This is a genomic window from Pseudomonadota bacterium, assembly GCA_039028935.1.
Taxonomy (GTDB): Bacteria; Pseudomonadota; Gammaproteobacteria; order Steroidobacterales; family SZUA-146; genus SZUA-146.
Genome location: JBCCHD010000001.1, coordinates 251,978 through 269,336, shown reverse-complemented (window position 1 = coordinate 269,336; position 17,359 = coordinate 251,978). Strand labels below are relative to the sequence as shown.

Below are 17,359 nucleotides of genomic sequence, written 5' to 3'. Positions count from 1 at the left end.
AAATGAGACGTGGTAGAGGTTAAGACGGCCGGATCGCCCGATTTGTTGGGGAAGCGCGCCAGTAGGGCGCTTAAGAGGAGGGTTCGAGTCGACGCCACACGCTCGGCTCGCCCGACACAGACTCGATTTGATCGAGTTTGGCCTCGTGTGCGGCTCGCTCGGCAGAACTGGCCGCCAGCACGGTGAGCGCCAGACCTGATCGATCAATCGCCCGGCGCGGCACCGAGGTTCGACCGCCGCCGGAATCCGCCTCCTCATTGAGTAACAGCTTGCCTTGGCCGCCGGTCATGGCCAGATACATCTCAGCGAGCAACTGAGAATCGAGCAGCGCGCCGTGCAGCGTGCGGCTACTGTTGTCGATGTGATAGCGCTTACACAGAGCGTCGAGTGAATTACGCTGACCTGGGTGTTTCTGACGAGCAAGCGTCAGCGTGTCGGTCACCTCACAACGCGCAGCCATCAGCGCATAGGGGTTCTTGAGGCGGCGCAATTCCATATCGAGAAAACCGATGTCAAACGGCGCATTGTGGATCAGCAGCTCAGCCTCATCGACAAATTCAAGAAACGCATCCACGACGTCCACAAAGCGCGGCTTGTCTGCCAAAAATTCGCGGCTCAATCCATGCACGGCGACGGCGCCTTCATCGATGTCGCGATCCGGGTTGAGGTACACATGGTAGGTTTGCCCGGTGACGCGCCGATTTATCATTTCCACGCAGCCGATTTCGATAATGCGATGACCCTGATCGGGATTTAGGCCAGTGGTCTCCGTATCGAGCACAATCTGGCGTTTATGCGGGTCGGTCATGAGTAGACTCCAAGTGACGGTGTACTGAGACGATATTCATCCTGTCGCCAACTATCCTATCGAGTCACGATCACAGGTTGTCGATACCCTGGTTCGCGAGTGCGTCCGCACGTTCGTTGCCCTCGTCGCCCGCGTGACCCTTGACCCAGCGCCAGTCGACCTCGTGGCCAGACAACGCCTCGTCAAGTTGTTGCCAAAGATCTCGGTTTTTAACCGGCTTCTTGCCAGCGGTTTTCCAGCCACGTCGCTTCCAGTTGGCCATCCATTCGGTGACCCCTTGCATCACATATCGGGAATCGGTAATCAGCAGAATGTGGCAACGACGATTGAGCACGTTGAGCGCCTCGATCACCGCGCGCAGTTCCATACGATTGTTGGTTGTATCGGGCTCACCGCCAAACAGTTCTTTAACGTGCTGACCGCTTTGCAGTCGCGCGCCCCAGCCGCCGGGCCCCGGATTACCCCGACAGGCTCCATCCGTATGAATGACTACCGACGGCACGCGCCCACACTCACCGCTCATGCAGCACTCGCATGTCCAGAACGGCTAGCGCGATTCGTTCGGCCGACGGGCCGCGGCTGTGCGCGTGGCGGGTTCAGCCAATCCGCCGACCACGCGACGACGGCGATGCCAGCGACGCCCAACCAACGCGGCGCGCACCATCGACTTTCTTGCAGTGACCACATACGCCCCGTTCAAAAGCGGCCACCAACGGCTACCCCACCGTTCCAGTCCAGCGGTGCGCTCGAGGGTTTTTTCGTGCTCAATGGGCAACGTGTAGAAATAGCGGTGACAGTGGATGGGCTCGAGTCCCAGCAAGCGCAGCCAGTCGTTCACCCGTCGGCCGCTCAGCGGTCGCGCAATCGCGTTTTGGCGCGAGCGAAACACGTTGCGCAGACCCCATGCACTCGTCGGGCTGAAGCCGAGAATGATCGCATGACCATCACACACGAGAATCCGCTGCACCTCCCGCAACACTTGGTGCGGATTGGGGTGCTGTTCCAGCGTGTGAGGCAGAATGACCGCATCCACGGAATCGCTGGCAATCGGCAGTTCATCGGGTTCACCGATGACGTCCACCCCTTCGCCATCCCGCGCGCACAGCACGCTGTGCCGCAGCGTCTTGCTGTGTTGCACAAAACGTTCGCTGTCGCCCCATGTGCCAATCTGCAGAAGCTGAAAGCCAAACACCTGCTCGAGTTCGCGCTCGATCAGGTGTTCTTCCCTGGCCAACAGGCGCTGGCCGACCGGGCCAGCCAGCCATTGGGCTGCCGCCGCCGCGGTCGATTCAGTGAGTGCGAGTGGCTCCATGACCACTAGATTACCTTTTTGGCCCCCTTTTGTCCTGATCGATATGCCCCCCGGCGATGCCGAGCCGTCGTAGTAAGCGATCGTGAGGGAAATGAGTGCACAGTTTGTGTCCAGGCGGATTTTGCGTAGGATAGAGCCGCCCCCGCGCCAGCGGGCGCCCTACTCCAACCTTGCTTTATCAACCCGCCGGGAGACCACCATGCCTGATCGCTGCACCTCGTTTATGACAGGCGTGATGCGATACGGGCTGCTGGCAACGCTGACGCTGTGGCTACTGGTGCCGCCAGGTGCCGCCGCTTCGGCCGTCACACCACCTGAACCACAAACCTACACGTACAGCCTGCTCGACACGATCAGTGCCGAATTCACATGGCCCATCGAACTCAACGATCGCACGCAATCTCAGCTCAACTGGTATGTACGCAATCCCGATTATCTGAACCGCGTATTTGAACGCTCGCGTCGCTACCTGCCACATATCGTAAGCGAGTTGCGTAAACGTGGCATGCCGCTTGAGTTTGCCCTGTTGCCGGTGGTTGAAAGTGCGTTCGATCCATTCGCCTATTCGCATGGACGCGCCGCCGGGCTGTGGCAGTTCGTGCCGGCCACTGGCCGCATGTTCGACCTCGACCAAAACTGGTGGTATGACGGTCGACGCGACCCGGTTGAATCGACACGCGCCGCGCTCGATTACCTTGAGCATTTACATGGGCGCGTGGATGGCGACTGGCTATTGGCGGCGGCGGCGTATAATTCCGGCGAAGGTCGTGTGCGTAGCGCCGTGCGTAAAAACCGGAAAGCCGGCAAACCTACAGACTTTTGGCACCTCCGCTTGCCGCGAGAGACCCGCGCCTATGTGCCCAAACTTCTGGCCATTAGCCATCTCGTCAAACATTACTGGCAGTACAACATTCAGCTTCCGTTCGTATCGAGCACGCCGTATTTCGCCGAGGTGGCCACCGGTGGTCAAATCGACCTTGCCTTGGTAGCGGACATGGCGGGCGTAGACGTGCAGGAAATGTATCGACTCAACGCTGGCTACAATCGTTGGGCGACATCCCCCGATGGACCGCATCGACTTATGGTACCGGCAGACAGTGCGGCCGCGGTTCAACAGCAGCTTGATGCGCTGCCAGCCAGTCAACGTGTAAGCTGGAAACGACACAAAATTGCCAACGGCGAGACGCTCAGTGAATTAGCAGAACGTTACGACACCACGGTGTCGGCACTGCGCTCAGCCAACGACCTAAACGGCACGTCGATTCGCGCGGGCAAGCATCTTCTCATTCCAGTCAGCAGTCAATCGCCCGATCAGTACAGTTTGTCGGCGTCGGCACGCGAAGCGCAGCGCCTCAATCAACGTGGCAACCACACGCGCTATACTGTCAAGTCTGGTGACTCGTTTTGGACCATAGCAAAGCGCTTTGGTGTGGGCACCCGGCAACTCGCTCGCTGGAATGGTATGGCCCCTGGCGATACGTTGAGCATCGGTAAACAATTGATCGTCAAAGGCGTATCATCATCCGCCACGGCCAGCAGCGGGCCGGACGGCACACGCCGCAAGATCCGGTACACTGTGCGACGCGGCGATTCGCTCTCGCGCATTTCTTCGCGGTTTAACGTGAGTGTGTCGCAGCTTAAGCAATGGAATCGAATCGACGGCCAGCGCTACTTACAGCCTGGCCAGAAACTCAGTCTGTACGTCGATGTCACCCATCAGTCGGGCGGGCAATAAAGGGAGCAATATGGGATTTTTAACCGGTAAACGTGCGCTCATCGTCGGTGTGGCCAGCAAACGCTCAATCGCCTGGGGCATTGCCGAAGCGATGCATCGTGAAGGGGCGGACCTCGCCTACACGTACCAGAACGAGAAACTCAAACCTCGCGTGGAGGCCCTTGCAGAACAAACCGACAGTTCACTCTTAATGCCGATGGACGTCGCGGAAGACAAAGCGATTCGCGACGCGTTTGCCCGCATACGGGCCGAATGGTCGCACATCGATGTGGTTGTACACGCCGTGGGGTTCGCCCCGCGCGATCAGCTGGACGGTCGTTATAGCGAAGCGGTCACTCGCGAGGGTTTTCGCGTTGCGCATGACATTTCGTCCTATAGTTTCAGCGCACTGGCCAAGAACGCCGCACCGTTGATGCGTGGCCGCCAAGGCAGCCTGTTGACGCTCAGCTACCTTGGCGCAGTGAAAGCGGTCCCAAACTACAACGTGATGGGGCCAGCAAAGGCGAGTCTTGAAGCGAGCATGCGGTTTTTGGCCAACGATCTTGGCCCAGACGGTATTCGAGTCAACGCGATTTCCGCGGGCCCCATCAAAACACTGGCGGCGGCTGGCATCGGTGGCTTTCGCAAAATGCTTCGCCATGTGGAGGAAACCGCGCCGCTTCGACGCAACATCACACTGGAACAGGTGGGCAACGCCGCGGCATTTTTGTGTTCGGACCTTGCACTGGGTATCACCGGTGAGGTGTTGTACGTGGACGGCGGCTACAACATGGTGGGTATGTCGTTTTAACCCGCCACCGCGTTCGCCCACCCGCATCAGATTGACCGCCTTTGACCCACGCAATTGAGGGACGCGTTTTTGCTAAACGCGCGTCCAGACGGCGTGGTGCAACCCGTTATAGAAGCTAAGTAAGCTTCGTTTCTTCCCCCTCAAGCCGTGCGACAATTACCGCGCACGTTGCGTCACCAAACACGTTCGTAGCGGTACGAGCCATATCCAGGAGCCGGTCGGTGATAAACAGCACGCCGATCGCTTCAGCTGGCATACCCACCACCGTAAGAATGATCGTGATGGCCACCAGCGAGGCGGCCGGCACACCGGCCACGCCAATCGATGTGAGCAGTGCGGTGATGACAATGATTATCTGCGTCGCAATACTCAGTTCCAGGCCATACGCCTGAGCCAGAAAGATTACGGCCACGCATTCGTAAAGCGCCGAGCCATTCATATTCACCGTGGCACCCAACGGCAGTACAAAACTCGACACTTTGCCGGACACGCCCGAGTTGTCGCGCGTGCAGTCCATGGTCACCGGCAGCGTGGCCGATGAGGATGCCGTCGAGAACGCCGTCACCAGGGCGTCGGCCATAGCCGGGATGAGTTTATAAGGACGGACCCGCGCCACAAATTTTAATAGCAACGGCAATACGATCAGCATATGCACCAGTAACGCCGCCAGCACCACGCCCGCAAACACAATGAGCGGCTGCAGAAGCGACGCGATGGCGCCAACGCCACCCGCATTCTCTTCGAGATCCGCAATTTGCTTGGCCACCACCGTCGCGATCAAGCCAAACACGCCGATGGGCGCCACTTTCATGACCATGTCGGTGATCATCATCATTACTTTGTAGATGGCGTCCCAAAACTTGAACAGATGCTCTGCATACGCATGTTCGAGGCGCGTCATGAAGAATCCAAAGAGGATACTGAAGAAAATGAGTGCGAGCAGGCGGCCATTGTCACTCGCCGCTTCGAACACATTGCTGGGCACCATGCGCACAAACACATCGACAATGTCGCCCCAACCCTTGCCACCGACTTTCGATTCCACAGTATCGGTGCTCGCGGACAGGCTCAGCAGTTCTTTCACCGGTTCGCCGTCGCCATCGAGGCCAGGCTGTACCACGTTGACGAGCACCAGACCCACCAAAATCGCCGCCATCGTCGTGATCACGTAGAACGAGACGGTCTTGATACCGAGGCGGCCGATATGCTCACCGCTTCCAAGCCCCGCAACGCCGATCACAATGGAAGACACAACCAGCGGCACGATAATCATCTTGAGGCCGTTGATAAACAGCTTGCCGATAAACTCATACAGCGGCAGCGCCTGCGGCACAAAATACCCGGCAAACCCGGCAATAAGGATGGCAATGAGAATTTGCCAGTGAAGCTTAATGCGCATGTCGTCGTCCTGGTCGATTCATTAGCCAGAGAATAGCAGACCTGGACCGCCAGCAGGTAAGGATAACAACCGTCACGCAGCGCAAGACAACACGCGCACAAAAAAGAGCGGCCTGTGCCGCTCTTTAGATTGATGCATCACTGATCATCACGTGATCAGCCGGTATTGATTCGTGCTAGCGCGTAATCAGTTGATCCGGGCGTACTTCAACATCGGCAGCCTCACGCAAACTGGCAATATACGCTGCCAGCTCAGAGTTTGCGTTGGCCCGCGCGACGTCTTGAGCGGCTGCGGCGTTAAGAGGCTCACCCGTTTCGACGCCATGCAGTTCAAACAGGAAAAAGTCGCCGTTCGGAAGCGCCACACCGCCGTAGGAATAGCGTCCTTCTTCGTAGTCGGTCGCAAACAGCTCATTGCGCGCTTCGATGGGCAGCGATTGTTCAAGGCGGGCCACCGTTTTTAGTTCACCGGCAGAGAGGTCTACCTCACCGGCCACCGTATCAATCGATGAGCCGCTATTAAGTTTGGCCAATAAATCGTTACCCAGCACCAACGCTTGCTGCGATGCTGCTTCACGTCGGAGGCGCATCTCGATGCGCGGCGACACCTCTTCGAGGGTCATGGTGCGCGATGGTCGATGATCGTTGAGGCGCAAATACACGATCTTGCCATCCAGATTGATAGAAGTACTGTTCAGCCGATCGTTGAGCACCTGCTCTGAGAATGCCGCGTCGCGCACCTCGGGATAGGTCGCGATACCGGTTCCACTGGCGCGAGTAAACCACGGGAGCTGTTGAACCTCGACTTCCGCTTCTTCCGCCGCTGTGGTCAGACTGTCGTCGATGTCATACACCAGCTCATCCAACTCGATCACCAGTTCGCTGAGTCGGTCGAGCGCGGCATCATTGCGCAGCTCAGCTTCAATCTGATCACGCACGTCTTCGAAAGGCTTCGGTTCGTTGCCGCGAATGCCTTCGACCTTAATAATGTGATAGCCGAACCGGGTTTTGATGGGCTCGCTGATCTGATCTTCCGTCATGGAAAACAGCGCATCACGGAACGGACCCACATAGCCTTCGCCATTGTTCCAACCGAGCTCGCCGCCCGCGGGCTTCGATCCGGCATCATCCGAATACTCCGACGCGAGACTCGCAAACTCTTCGCCAGCCAGAATTCGATCCCGTAGCGCGCTTGCCTCACTGCGCGCGGTCTCATCATCGCGATCATCATTGATTGCCACTAGGATGTGGCGGGCATTGCGTTGCTCGGGACTGGAATACTCATCGGCATCCACGCCCTGTTCGTAACGCTGCTGGAGTGCTTCATCACTGATGTCGACCCGCTCGCCGAGTTTCGCAGGATCCAATTCAATATAGTCGATGCGCACCATTTCTTCGGTCAGGTAGTCGTCATTATTGAATTCGTAGTCGTCCGCAATCGCATTGTCGTCGAGGGTCACGGTCGATATCAATGTGCTGACCGGCACGCGAAGCTCCCGAATTGTACGCTGCTCGCTTTCCAGACGACCACGCAACATCGCTTCAGCGGGCGTGATAAACGACGAATTGACAAAACCGTTGGACAGCTGCTGAAGCAGCATGGAATCGCGGAATTCGTTGAACAGACCATCCTGTGTCATACCGGCTGTGCGCGCCCGAAAATCGAATTGCGTGGTGCTGAATTTGCCGTCGAGCTGGAACGCGGGCAGATCACGTATTGCGTCCATCACACTCGCATTCGACAGTGCGTAACCTTGTTCGACCACGTGCTGGTTAAGTAGCTCGCTTCGCACAAACGAATCGATCACGTTTTGCTTAAGTTCTTCCTGAGCAACATCGGGAATGCCATTTGGGTAGAACTCTTGGAACCGCTGAATCTGCTGCTGGTAAGCATTCGCGATAAGGTTGTTGGACACCTCTTTGCCGTTGACCGTCACCACTGGCTGATTGGCGCCAAACTGAAAATCGATGCCCCAGATTGCAAACGCAATGATAAGCAGGCCGAGCATGATGATGGCGCCAACGCCTCGGGCGTTGTCGCGGATATTCTGTAACATAATCTGCGTTCCAGTTTTGCTAAAGAAATGGCGCCACAGGGCGCCTTAAAGCCCGCTAGTTTAGCGTTTCAGGGCGTGCGGCTCTAGTCCAAAACGCGCAATTTTCATCCGAAACTCGCACGAGAAAGGCGTGCAATCGCCTCGGGCAATCGACACAGGTGGACCTGATGAGTATGGATTAGGTGTGAGGTAGTTCAGCAGCCATTTAAAAAACAGGGCGCAGATGCGCCCCGTTCGTATGGCGGAGTGGACGGGACTCGAACCCGCGACCCCCGGCGTGACAGGCCGGTATTCTAACCAGCTGAACTACCACTCCTATTTAATGGTGGGTGCTGAGGGGATCGAACCCCCGACCTACGCCTTGTAAGGGCGCCGCTCTCCCAGCTGAGCTAAGCACCCAGTCTCAGCCTTGAAGGCGCGCTAGTTTACGGCATCCTTTAGCGCTTTACCAGCCTTAAACGCAGCCGCCTTACTCGCCGGAATATGCAACGGTTCACCGGTTTTCGGGTTGCGGCCGGTACGGGCTTTTCGATCCCGGACCACAAAGCTGCCAAAGCCCGCAATGCTTACCGAACCACCGTCGGCCAACGTGCTCTTGATGCTGTCAAAAACAGCGTTCACGGCATCGGTAGCGTCGGATTTACCCATATCGGCACTGGCCGCTACGGCATCGATTAAATCACCTTTATTCATGCGGTATCTCCTTTGATTCCAGATAGCGGGCGCTGTTGCGCCCCGTTGCTCGCGGTGTCAGCCGCGAGGATCGGCCTCGTCAATGCGTTGTGCCCGTGCCCGCATCCGGCGTCGTAACTGGGCGACTTCCGATCTATCGAGACGCTTCGGTCGGGGAGACTGCCTACTCGCAGAATGAACCCACCCCGAACACCATCAGCCGCTAGTGCGGTCTCACGGTTGTCGAAGCGCCCTTCGTCGTCTTCTTTTTGGTTGTGGCTGGCTTCTTGCCCGATTTGCCAAGTACCGGCGAATGCGACAGTGCAATCTCCGCCACCTGATCAAACCACTTAACCGGAATAATTTCCAGGTCACCCTTGATGTCGTCCGCGATCTCAACCAGATCTTTGGCGTTTTCGTCCGGAATGATCACCGTCTTGATGCCGCCTCGATGTGCCGCCAGCAGCTTCTCTTTCAGACCGCCAATGGGCAGCACTTCGCCGCGCAGTGTAATCTCGCCGGTCATCGCCACATCGGCGCGCACGGGTGTGTTGGTTAGAGACGACACCAGCGCCGTACACATCCCAATACCAGCGCTTGGGCCATCTTTGGGTGTCGCGCCCTCCGGCACGTGCACGTGGATATCGTGATTCGCATGGAAATCGTCGCTCAAGCCAAGCACCTTGGCGCGACTGCGCACCACGGTCATCGCCGCTTGAATCGACTCCTGCATCACATCGCCCAACTGACCCGTCTGGATAAGCTTGCCTTTACCGGCCACGTTGGCCACTTCGATGGTGAGCAGTTCACCACCCACTTCGGTCCAAGCGAGCCCAGTCACCTGTCCGACCTGATTGTGTTCTTCAGCAAGGCCGAAGCGATGTTTGCGAACACCGAGGTAGTCTTCAAGGTTGTCACTGTTCACGACCACCGGTTTTTCTGGCTTCTCTAACAGCAGCTTTTTCACTACTTTTCGGCAAATCTTGGATACTTCGCGTTCCATATTGCGTACGCCCGCTTCGCGTGTGTAGTAGCGAACGATGTCCAGCAGACTTTCATCGGCAATTTCCAGCTCCGTATTTTTGAGCCCGTTCTGCTTCATTTGCTTGGGCACCAAATAACGTCGCGCAATATTGGTTTTTTCGTCTTCGGTATAACCGGCGAGGCGAATGACTTCCATACGATCCAGCAAGGGTGCTGGAATATTGAGACTATTCGCTGTGCACACAAACATCACGTCGGATAAATCGAAATCGACTTCGAGATAGTGATCATTAAATGAGGTGTTCTGCTCAGGATCGAGCACTTCGAGCAGGGCCGATGACGGGTCACCCCGGAAGTCCATCGACATTTTGTCGATTTCATCAAGCAAAAAGAGCGGGTTTCGTACGCCTGTCTTGGACAGATTTTGCACGATCTTGCCTGGCATCGAGCCAATGTAGGTACGACGGTGCCCGCGAATTTCGGCCTCGTCGCGCACGCCACCGAGCGACATGCGCACAAACTTGCGATTCGTGGCTCGCGCGATGCTCTGGCCCAGCGAGGTTTTACCCACACCGGGGGGACCAACCAAACACAAGATTGGGCCTTTCAGTTTTCGCACGCGCTGCTGCACAGCGAGGTATTCCAGAATGCGCTCTTTCACTTTCTCCAAGCCATAGTGATCGGCTTCAAGTACCTTTTCAGCCTTAGACAGCGAACGCGAAATTTTGGTGCGCTTGGTCCACGGCGCTTTGACCAGCCAGTCAATGTAATTTCGTACGACGGTCGCTTCCGCCGACATGGGAGACATCATTTTGAGTTTATTGAGCTCGGACGTCGCCTTCTCCACCGCCTCGTCAGACATGCCCGCTGCTTCAATGCGATTCTCAAGATCTTGCAGCTCGTTCGGCGAATCTTCCATTTCGCCGAGCTCTTTTTGAATGGCTTTCATTTGCTCATTCAAATAGTACTCGCGTTGGCTCTTTTCCATTTGCTGCTTAACACGGCCACGAATGCGTTTTTCGACTTGCAGCAAGTCGATTTCGCCTTCAATCAAACCGAGCACCATCTCCAAACGCGGCTGCGTTTCACCGGTTTCGAGCACCTGTTGTTTGATGTCGACGCCCAGCGACATGTGCGCGACGATCGTGTCGGCCAATCGACTGCTGTCATCGATACCCGACAGCGAGGTTAGTACCTCAGGCGGGACTTTCTTATTGAGTTTCACGTACTGCTCAAACTGCGACACGACTGATCGTGACAACACTTTGAGTTCTTGTTCTGAATGCTCGACGTCGACTTCGAGCGCGTCTACCGACGCGGTAAAGTAACTGTCGAGCTCTAGGTCGACAAGACGCACTCTCTGCTTGCCTTCGACCAACACCTTGTCGGTGCCGTCCGGCATTTTTACGAGCTGCAGAATATTGGCGAGCGTGCCAACCCGGTAGACGTCGTCCAATCCCGGGTCGTCCGTATCGGCCTGCTTTTGAGCCACCAGAACAATTTGTTTGCCCTGCTCAACAGCCTGCTCGAGCGCGAGTTTGGATTTCTCACGCCCCATGAACAACGGAATGACCATGTGGGGGTACACCACAACATCGCGAAGTGGGACTACCGGAAGCTGACCTTCGGGCAGCGCGGTTAGTGTTTTACTGGGTTTATCAGACACTGATTGATTCCTTTGAAGCGCTTGGGCGCCCGGCAGCCTGCGGCGTCATCTACACGTCGGTTTGTGCGCACCGACGCGCGGAAAAACGGTGTAGCGAGAGGTGTGTTCGACACCTCAAAACGATAGGTTAGATGTCGGAACCGGTTGGTCGCTGCGGGTGTTCGCCGCTTGCTCCATCCTCTGATTCGTAAATGATGTAGGGCGTGTTCTCGCCAGTCACCACCGACTCATCCACCACGATCTTGGTTGCATTTAGCATGTCGGGTAGGTCATACATGGTGTCGAGCAAGACGTTTTCAAGTATGGTCCGCAGCCCGCGCGCACCGGTTTTTCGCTCCATTGCCCGCTTGGCGATGGCGCGCAGGCCGTCTTCGCGCAGCTCGAGCTCCGCGCCTTCCATTTCAAACAGCCGACGGTACTGTTTGGTGAGCGCGTTTTTGGGCTCAACGAGAATCGTGACCAACGCGTCTTCGTCGAGTTCTTCGAGCGTGGCGACCACCGGCAAACGACCGACAAATTCAGGAATTAGGCCAAATTTGATGAGGTCTTCTGGCTCGGTGTCATGGAATACTTCGCCGATATTGATGTCTTCTTCACTGCCTTTAATCTCGGCCACAAACCCAATGCCACTCTTCTGGGACCGATTAACAATAATCTTTTCCAGACCGGCAAACGCGCCACCGCAGATGAACAAGATATTGGAGGTATCGACCTGCAGAAACTCTTGCTGCGGGTGTTTACGACCTCCCTGCGGCGGAACCGACGCAACCGTCCCCTCAATGAGTTTCAGAAGGGCTTGCTGCACCCCTTCACCCGACACATCACGGGTGATAGAGGGGTTGTCGGATTTGCGAGAGATCTTGTCAATCTCGTCAATGTAGACAATGCCAGTTTGTGCCTTGTCGACGTCGTAGTCGCACTTTTGCAGAAGCTTTTGAATGATGTTCTCGACGTCTTCGCCCACGTAACCCGCTTCGGTTAGGGTCGTGGCGTCAGCGATCGTAAACGGTACGTTCAGCAATCGTGCCAGCGTTTCGGCTAACAGCGTTTTGCCGCAGCCGGTGGGCCCGATCAGCAAGATGTTGCTCTTTGACAACTCGACATCGCTTTTACTGTTGTCACTGCGATGCGTCTGCAGACGTTTGTAATGGTTGTAAACCGCGACGGACAAGACTTTTTTCGCCCGTTGCTGACCGATCACATACTCGTCGAGTGTCGCTTTGATCTCGTGCGGCGTTGGCAGCTTCTCATTACCCTCGTCGCCGCGTTCTTCGAGCTCCTCGCGAATAATGTCATTGCACAGCTCGACGCATTCGTCGCACACGAATACCGAAGGGCCGGCGATGAGCTTACGCACCTCGTGCTGGCTCTTGCCGCAAAACGAGCAATACAGCAGCTTGCCGTCTTCGTTTTTGCCTCGTGTATCGTCGCTCATGCAGCGGTCTCCGACTAGTACAGGTTCAGCGCCCAGCACGCCTCTCTTTGATGATAGCGACCTTACCGCGTATTGGCAAAGAAAAACAGCGCCGAGCTGGAATCAGTATAAACACAAACTCCTGTTTATAAAGATATTTTGTTAATCGGCCTTCGGTGCGTCCGGTCGCCGGTCCAAAACTTCATCGATGAGTCCATAGGACGTCGCCGTGGCGGCATCCATGAAGTTGTCGCGCTCCGTGTCTTTTTGAATCGTTTCAACGGATTGACCGGTGTGATTGGCCAAAATCGTGTTCAGGCGTTCCCTGACAAGCAGGATTTCACGCGCGTGAATATCAATATCGGTCGCCTGGCCCTGAAACCCACCCAATGGCTGGTGGATCATCATGCGGGAGTGCGGCAGGCAATAGCGCTTGCCATGGGCGCCGCCAGCGAGCAGCACAGCACCCATACTCGCCGCCTGACCCAGGCAGATGGTGCTCACATCGGGCTTAATGAACTGCATGGTGTCGTAAATCGACAGGCCGGCACTCACCACTCCGCCCGGTGAGTTGATGTACAAACTGATGTCCTTGTCCGCGTTTTCTGACTCAAGAAACAGAAGCTGGGCCACAATCAAATTCGCCATGTGGTCCTCAACCGGCCCCACCACGAAAATCACGCGCTCTTTGAGCAGACGCGAGTAGATGTCGTAGGAGCGCTCACCACGGGCGGTTTGCTCCACCACCATTGGCACCAGCGCATTATCGATCGCCCCTAAGGGGCCGGAATTGGAATTGTGGGCTGTCATGTCTGCACTCCTGCAAGGGCTTACGCCCGATCGATGGCGGTCCGATCGCGCCGCGCCGCCGTGGGTGGTCGGCCCGACTTTACTGCTGACCGTCCTATTCAATATGTGCACGGGTGATGCCGTTTTCAAGCGCTCACCCGCGGCAGTCTTTCCCGGACGTTAGCCGTTCATCGCCTCATCGAAGCTTACCGACTTTTCGGTCGCATCGGCCTGGTCGACAAGCAGGTTAACCACTTGTTCTTCCATGACCATCGCTTCGATCTGCTGCATGATCTGCGGATTACTACGGTATTGCTTGAGCACCTCTTCACTTTGCTCGTAGCTACCCGTAATACTCGCTAGCTTCTCTTCAATCTGATCGGCATTTACGGTCAATTCTTTACTGGTAATGATCTCGTTGATCAGCAATCGAAGCCCAACGTGACGCTTGGCCTGCTCCGCATACATGTCGGCGGGCGGCAACTGCGCCTCGTCGGTCACGCCCATACGCCGGCCCGTGTCCTCGCGCATGGCCTGAGTTTCCTGCTCAACGAGCGCTTTGGGTAGCTCAAACTCGTTGGCCTCCCAGAGTGCATCGAGCGCTACCTGCCGGCGTTGACCGCTAAGACGCTCGCCCAGCTCGCGCAGCATGTTGTCACGCACAGAATCTCGAAAGGCCTCCATCGTGCCGTCTTCGACGCCGAATTGCTGAATAAATTCCTCATTCAATTCGGGCAGCGCCTGCACTTCGACTTTTTTCGCAGTGACCGCAAAATCGGCCTTCTTTCCCGCGAGCTGTTCGGCTTGGTAGTTGTCGGGAAAATTCACTTCCACCGACTTCTCGTCGCCGATTTTCATCCCTTCGAGGCCGTCCTCGAGGTCTGGCAGAAGCTGGCCCGCGCCGATGACGACTGGGTAGTCCTCTGCCGACCCGCCCTCGAACGGCTCGCCGTCGAGTGTGCCGACAAAGTCGATCGTCACGCGATCATCGCGCGCGGCCGCGGCGTCGTTGTCGACCCATGTCGCCCGCTGTTTGCGCAGGGTCTCGATCATGGTATCCAGGTCACTGTCCGCGACATCAGCCGTCACGGTTTCGAGCTTTAAGCCTTCGATCTGCTTGAGCTCAACCTCTGGAAAGACCTCAAACGTCGCCACGTATTCCAGATCTTTACCGGGCTCCATCGACGACGGTTCGATACTGGGCTGACCCGCTGGATTTAATTTTTCTTCGATGAGGGCATCGCGATAGCTCGATTCGATGAGATCCCCAAGTACTTCGCGCCGCACCTGACCACCGAAGCGCTTACGCACGACGCTGAACGGAACCTTGCCTTTGCGAAAGCCGTCGAGGCGCGCCGTTTTGCGCACTTCTTTGAGCCGGCTTTCGACTTCGGAGCCAATTTTGTCAGCCGGCACCTGAACGGTCATTTTGCGTTCCAGTGTGCCGGTGGATTCTACGGAAACTTGCATGTCGTGCGCCTCTACGCCCTGTTTGTGTCTGCCGGTTTTCGATGTCGGGCGCGCCATGAAAGCCGGTATGAAATGGTGCGAAAGGAGAGACTCGAACTCTCACGGGTTGCCCCACTGGAACCTAAATCCAGCGCGTCTACCAATTCCGCCACTCTCGCAAATTATGTCACTGTCAAAGTATAAACCACGGTCGCGCTTGGTCGCGATTTGCGGCCATTCGGACCAACAAAAAAGGCCGCACTGCGGCCCAATTCACTCATCCCCGACGGCGACCAATTCGGCGTTCATCGTGACCCCGAACTCGCCGCGCACATCGACGATGCCTCCGCGCCAGCTTTGCAGCGTGCGCGGAGTCGCTGCCGACGAATCGGCCGCGACAATAAATGGGGTGGACGATGGGGCTCGAACCCACGACCACCGGAATCACAATCCGGGGCTCTACCAACTGAGCTACGCCCACCATAGTGTTGTCGCACCAAGCGTGGCGCGCCCGGCAGGACTCGAACCTGCAACCCTCGGCTTAGAAGGCCGATGCTCTATCCAGTTGAGCTACGGGCGCAAGTCATTTATCAATGAAATTCAGGAAGTTAGGTGGTCGGGGCAGAGAGATTCGAACTCCCGACCCTCTGCTCCCAAAGCAGATGCGCTACCAGACTGCGCCATACCCCGATCATAACGATCCAAACGTTCCACACGCCGCGCGCGGGACTGGGATAATACGTGCGGGTTTAGGTCAGGTCAACAAGCAAAAAGCCGTAAATTTCAGACCTTTTCAGCGTTCGGTCTGCGCGACAAAATCGCGCTGCGAACGACCGCCCACCGGGGTCATTGTCGCCGCCAGGTAGTGGCGTTGCCGCTGTCTTCCAGCACAATTCCTTGGGCGGAGAGCGTCTCGCGGATCGCGTCTGCCTTCGCCCAATTTTTGGCGGCTTTCGCCGCCGTCCGTTCTGCCACCATCTCATCGATTTCCGCATCCGACGGTCCGTCCCCTGAATCGCCGCGCAACTGAGCCTCCGGATCGGCCTGAAGGATATTCAAGCGGCCACCGAGTACCTTGAGCAGTGCCGCCAGGTCAGCCGCCTGATCGCGATCACGCTCACGGGCGACGTTGATATCGCGCGCCAGCTCGTACAGGACCGACATCGCACCAGCGGTGTTGAAGTCGTCATTCATCGCAGCTCGAAACCGCTCGGTGTAGGATTCTTCAACCGGCGGCGTGCCGTCAGTAAGACCACGCAACGACAGATACAGCCGGGTTAGATTCGTGCTCGCCTGATTTAACTCGCCATCGGAGAAGTTTATCGGTTTACGATAATGTGCGCTGAGCAAAAACAACCGAATTTCTTCCGGTTTGTAGAGCTTGATGATGTCGCGAATGGTAAAAAAGTTGCCCAGCGATTTGGACATTTTTTCATTGTCGACCTGGACAAAACCGTTATGCATCCAATACCGCGCAAAATCTTGACCGGTCGCTGCACACGTTTGCGCAATCTCGTTTTCGTGATGCGGAAACTGCAGATCCATGCCGCCACCGTGAATATCAAACTCATTACCAAGATGGGTGGTTGACATGGCAGAGCACTCGATATGCCAGCCGGGTCGGCCCTCGCCCCACGGGCTATCCCATTTTGGCTCACCAGGCTTGGCCGCTTTCCACAAAACAAAATCGAGCGGATCACGCTTGGCGTCGTCCACATCCACACGTTCACCCGCGCGGAGATCGTCAATCTGCTTGCCCGATAACTTGCCGTACGGCGCAAACTTCTTGACCGCGTAAAATACGTCGCCGTTGCTACCCTGATAGGCAAACCCTTTCGCTTCCAGCACCTCAATCATGGCGATGATCTCGGCGATCGAGCCTGTCGCAGTCGGCTCGATGGTCGGGCGCAAAAGGCCCAGGTCGTCGCAATCCTGGTGCATCGACGCCGTAAATCGCGCCGTTAGTTCGTCAACGGTCTCGCCATTCTCGGCAGCGCGCTGAATAATCTTGTCATCGATGTCCGTGATATTGCGGACATAGGTAACCTCAAAGCCTTCCGCCGAGAAATGCCGCGCGATGACGTCAAATGCAGTGAGCATGCGCGCGTGTCCAAGATGACTGTGATCATAGATCGTCAGGCCGCAGACATACATTCCGACCCTGCCAGGCACCATCGGCTCGAAGGTTTCCTTTTGCCGACTCAGGCTGTTGTACAATTGAATGGTCATGCGACACCTGCTGTTGGCCCCTAGGGGCGGACACATTTATTGATTATTGCGCGGGA

Annotated in this window: 13 protein-coding genes and 6 tRNA genes; 2 read left to right on the top strand and 17 right to left on the bottom strand. The window is 56.6% G+C overall.

What is annotated here, in order from left to right; all coding sequences use genetic code 11:
* Positions 1–70: 70 nt before the first annotated feature.
* From dnaQ to AAF465_01135, 3 genes are all read right to left on the bottom strand, one after another.
* Entirely contained in the window at positions 71–808 is a 738-nt protein-coding gene (gene dnaQ, locus AAF465_01145) for a DNA polymerase III subunit epsilon (protein ID MEM7081327.1), read from the bottom strand.
* A 70-nt stretch (positions 809–878) separates the two neighbouring features.
* Positions 879–1,310, bottom strand: a complete 432-nt coding sequence (gene rnhA / locus AAF465_01140) for a ribonuclease HI (protein ID MEM7081326.1) — start codon at positions 1,308–1,310, stop codon at positions 879–881.
* 45 nt (positions 1,311–1,355) lie between these two features.
* Positions 1,356–2,120, bottom strand: a complete 765-nt coding sequence (locus AAF465_01135) for a methyltransferase domain-containing protein (GenBank protein MEM7081325.1) — start codon at positions 2,118–2,120, stop codon at positions 1,356–1,358.
* Between the two features lie 199 nt (positions 2,121–2,319).
* Between AAF465_01135 and AAF465_01130 the strand changes: the two genes are divergently transcribed.
* Positions 2,320–3,855, top strand: a complete 1,536-nt coding sequence (locus AAF465_01130) for a LysM peptidoglycan-binding domain-containing protein (protein ID MEM7081324.1) — start codon at positions 2,320–2,322, stop codon at positions 3,853–3,855.
* A gap of 10 nt (positions 3,856–3,865) precedes the next feature.
* On the top strand, positions 3,866–4,645 hold the full coding sequence (locus tag AAF465_01125) for an enoyl-ACP reductase (GenBank protein MEM7081323.1): 780 nt from the start codon (positions 3,866–3,868) through the stop codon (positions 4,643–4,645).
* 115 nt (positions 4,646–4,760) lie between these two features.
* Here AAF465_01125 and AAF465_01120 read toward each other — a convergent pair whose 3' ends face one another.
* The 14 genes from AAF465_01120 to cysS all read right to left on the bottom strand — a co-directional run bounded on the left by AAF465_01120 (position 4,761) and on the right by cysS (position 17,303).
* Positions 4,761–6,044, bottom strand: coding sequence for a dicarboxylate/amino acid:cation symporter (locus tag AAF465_01120; GenBank protein MEM7081322.1), 1,284 nt, complete (start codon positions 6,042–6,044; stop codon positions 4,761–4,763).
* Positions 6,045–6,219: 175 nt separating this feature from the next.
* Positions 6,220–8,100: a SurA N-terminal domain-containing protein gene (locus AAF465_01115; protein ID MEM7081321.1), complete on the bottom strand. Its 1,881-nt coding sequence runs from the start codon at positions 8,098–8,100 to the stop codon at positions 6,220–6,222.
* A 239-nt stretch (positions 8,101–8,339) separates the two neighbouring features.
* Positions 8,340–8,416, bottom strand: a tRNA-Asp gene (locus tag AAF465_01110).
* Between the two features lie 7 nt (positions 8,417–8,423).
* Positions 8,424–8,499 (bottom strand) — tRNA-Val (locus AAF465_01105).
* 21 nt (positions 8,500–8,520) lie between these two features.
* Positions 8,521–8,793 carry an HU family DNA-binding protein gene (locus tag AAF465_01100; protein ID MEM7081320.1) on the bottom strand — a complete coding sequence of 91 codons (273 nt, stop codon included), beginning with the start codon at positions 8,791–8,793 and terminating at the stop codon, positions 8,521–8,523.
* Positions 8,794–8,995: 202 nt separating this feature from the next.
* Complete coding sequence (gene lon / locus AAF465_01095) at positions 8,996–11,422, bottom strand: endopeptidase La (protein MEM7081319.1); 2,427 nt, start codon at positions 11,420–11,422, stop codon at positions 8,996–8,998.
* A 127-nt stretch (positions 11,423–11,549) separates the two neighbouring features.
* Positions 11,550–12,857 carry an ATP-dependent Clp protease ATP-binding subunit ClpX gene (clpX, locus tag AAF465_01090; GenBank protein ID MEM7081318.1) on the bottom strand — a complete coding sequence of 436 codons (1,308 nt, stop codon included), beginning with the start codon at positions 12,855–12,857 and terminating at the stop codon, positions 11,550–11,552.
* A 141-nt stretch (positions 12,858–12,998) separates the two neighbouring features.
* Positions 12,999–13,646 (bottom strand): ATP-dependent Clp endopeptidase proteolytic subunit ClpP, encoded by a 648-nt coding sequence (clpP, locus tag AAF465_01085; protein MEM7081317.1) that lies wholly within the window; start codon positions 13,644–13,646, stop codon positions 12,999–13,001.
* 159 nt (positions 13,647–13,805) lie between these two features.
* Positions 13,806–15,095 (bottom strand): trigger factor, encoded by a 1,290-nt coding sequence (tig, locus tag AAF465_01080; protein MEM7081316.1) that lies wholly within the window; start codon positions 15,093–15,095, stop codon positions 13,806–13,808.
* Between the two features lie 73 nt (positions 15,096–15,168).
* A tRNA-Leu gene (locus AAF465_01075) sits at positions 15,169–15,253 on the bottom strand.
* Positions 15,254–15,479: 226 nt separating this feature from the next.
* Positions 15,480–15,555 (bottom strand) — tRNA-His (locus tag AAF465_01070).
* A gap of 22 nt (positions 15,556–15,577) precedes the next feature.
* Positions 15,578–15,654 (bottom strand) — tRNA-Arg (locus AAF465_01065).
* Positions 15,655–15,687: 33 nt separating this feature from the next.
* Positions 15,688–15,764, bottom strand: a tRNA-Pro gene (locus AAF465_01060).
* 156 nt (positions 15,765–15,920) lie between these two features.
* Positions 15,921–17,303: a cysteine--tRNA ligase gene (gene cysS / locus AAF465_01055; protein ID MEM7081315.1), complete on the bottom strand. Its 1,383-nt coding sequence runs from the start codon at positions 17,301–17,303 to the stop codon at positions 15,921–15,923.
* Positions 17,304–17,359: the final 56 nt, after the last annotated feature.